The organism is Gilliamella sp. B3172 (genome assembly GCF_026536465.1).
Lineage (GTDB): Bacteria > Pseudomonadota > Gammaproteobacteria > Enterobacterales > Orbaceae > Gilliamella.
This window is the reverse complement of record NZ_JAFNOA010000016.1, coordinates 1-3031: the sequence shown is the minus strand read 5'-3', so window position 1 is coordinate 3031 and position 3031 is coordinate 1. Positions and strand designations below refer to the sequence as shown.

2 protein-coding genes are annotated in these 3031 nt (G+C 29.1%); both read right to left on the bottom strand.

The window, feature by feature from the left end:
- Positions 1 to 1060: 1060 nt before the first annotated feature.
- Positions 1061 to 2365, bottom strand: a complete 1305-nt coding sequence (locus J3U37_RS11965) for a PAAR domain-containing protein (RefSeq protein ID WP_267375095.1) — start codon at positions 2363 to 2365, stop codon at positions 1061 to 1063.
- 481 nt (positions 2366 to 2846) lie between these two features.
- The coding region (locus tag J3U37_RS11960; protein WP_267375092.1) for a hypothetical protein at positions 2847 to 3031 on the bottom strand (185 nt) is incomplete at its 5' end.

Genomic DNA, 3031 nt, shown 5'->3' with positions numbered 1-3031 from the left:
ATGCGCCTTTGCCATTTCAACTTTTTATTATAGTGATAATCACTTATTGTATATTTTCTAAAGCGATAAGAAATCATAATAGGCAAAATTGAGAAAAAGTAATACGTAATGTAAATCAATATAATCATGTGTGTTATTCCTTTTACTTAATAGATCCGTCTTGAATATTGGCAACAAAATATTGTCGATATGTAATCCCCCTAGTGCGTACACAATGAATAATTAGGTGGGTCATTTACATCAGATTTTTAACCTGTAATCCTTTTACTATTGCACAACTATCTACAATTTTCTCTATATTATCAATCTCTTCTGGATTTTAAGTATATAGATTCATCTCATCAAGCTCATTATTTAAAAAATATTTTTGCTTGGTTCATATATTTTACTTAAATACATAACATCACTTACTATTTCAAAACTTAACAACTATTTATTTATCTTTATATGAAAAAAGCCTGCTCATTGAGTAGGCTTTTTTATTTCTGGGGTTTGATAATAAAATTTATCCCATTAATTCTCTTTTTTATTTAACATATATTTTAAATAGCGATAAACTTCACTCTAGCTTGAATCATCAGCTCTAATTGAAATAATGTAGGTTTGATCAAATCCGTTTTGTTATTTAATTTATGTAATATTAAAGTCGCCATATATCCTCCAATTTGTTTGAAAATAATGTGACAGTCGTTAATGGCGAAAAGCCCACTTCACTAAATTTATTGTTATTTCCATTTTTTCTTTTTTAAATACTCTTTTGGGCTTTCTAACCAGGATATTGGAAAAGTATAAATAATTAGAAATACACATGCTGATAATAAAAGAGGACCATAATCTTGATTAGACCGTACTATAGTTTTAAGTTTACCTACAACTATAATTTGGATAACCAGAGCAATATAATTGAAAACCAACATAATGCGTCTTTGCCATTTCAAACGTTTATTATAGTGATAATCACTTATTGTATATTTTCTAAAGCGATAAGTAATAATAATAGGCAAAATTGAAAAAAAGTAATACGCAATGTAAATCAATATAATCATCTGTGTTATTCCTTTTACTTAATAGATCCATCTTGGATATGGTCATCAAAATATTGCCGATATGTAGTACCATCCAACCGCGTGCACAATGAATAATTATGTTTGTCATCTTCATCAGATTCTCGATCTGTAGTAATACGTATTACTATTGCACAACTATCTACAATTTTCTCTATATTATCAATCTGTTCTGGATTTGAAATATATAGATTTGTCTCGCTACTTTCATTGTCTTTAACTAATATATTTTTAGCCTCTCCATAAATATCATATAAAGATAAACCATCACTTATTATTTCAATACTTAACAACCATTTATTCATCTGTCTATATGCTTGTGTCAAATCCTTTCTACCATAATGAAATAATTTGAATTTTGCTGGATTAGTATGATTGTATTGATTAATTGCAAAACTTTTATCAATTTTAGGAACTAATTTAAGTTTACCATGTAAAGATAGCCCAATATCAACTAAATCATAAGCCAAAGAACCTGTCTCTTTAGACATTCCCAATCCTACCGCCGCATCTTGATACACTGATTTTAAAAAACCATCCTCACCGGTTATCCCTTCTGAAAGACTATTAGCTCCATGCGCTGCTACATATAAGCCAAGTATACAACCCCCACCAGTTGTGCACATTGCAAGCCCCGTAGCCAGCAAGCCTGCACCACCTAAAACACTTAGTCCCCGACCTAACCAGTGAAGACTTTGATCCCATAAACTCTTTTCTTCAGATTTTATCGCTTTTGAGCCTTGTTCATAACTCATAGCTCCGCTTTCGACTTGATTTACAATGTGTGAGGCAAAATTATCAATATCATCAATAAAATCTTGTTTTATATCATCATGGTAAAGGTGTTTTTCACAAACTTCATGCGCACAATTAAGTAAATTTTGAGCGTCAAGACGAATCTTTGTTTTATCTTCATTTGATGCTACTAATGATTTAATTTGTGTGTGAATATCATTTTGCGCAATTGTTGAAAACGCATTATTAATAGGATTTGACTTATTTGTATAATAGGAGGCTGTTACATCAACAAATATCAGACTTTTGGTTGCAATAATTCGATTAACACCGATAGGACGACATCCACATGCAATAATACACCCATCATAAGCAGCTGGTTTGCCTTCAACGATTAGTTTATCAGTCGCCTCAATAATTTTTCCAGAACCTTTACACTTAGGGCATGAAGCATAATCCCCTAAACATGCTATAGCGTCGATATGGTTAAAACCTAGAACTGATGACGAAATAACTTTACCACCGGTTGTTGTATCATCACCTATTACAGCAATTTTTTTACTCATTATAATATTTTCATTTAACAAACTTCGAACAAATAATACTATATCAAATGAATTAAAAAACAAACTAAAAAACTTTATTTATGCGATTTTATAGTAGAATAAATTATTATAACTTATTGAAAGATTACGTAATAACTTATTTGCAACACCTCTTTATACATAATTTTACACCTTGGTATGAAGAAAAAGTCTTAATCTGAAAAATAAAATACTTATTGTTTAATAGTTTGATTATGTCACGTATAGTAATTACTAACGTTAACCTTATTATCTACTAGTTATTTATTCAAAAACCGTGAAATGAATTTAAGTATGGTTAGTAATCAAGAGCCGATTGTTTAAGCTGTTTTTTAATCATTATTATCGATATAATATTTGTATTCTAAAAAAATATTTTTTATCCATTTACTAAAAATGTTATCTGTATCACAAAACAGATAAATTTTATATTAACTTTGATAGCGCAATCACATTTCTATTATTATGCAGATTGTGCAATATGTTGATTAGAACGTACTATAATTTTAAGTTTACATACAATTATAATTTGAACAGCTAAAGCAACATAATTGAAAACCAATATAATGCGCCTTTGCCATTTCAACTTTTTATTATAGTGATAATCACTTATTGTATATTTTCTAAAGCGATAAGAAATCATAATAG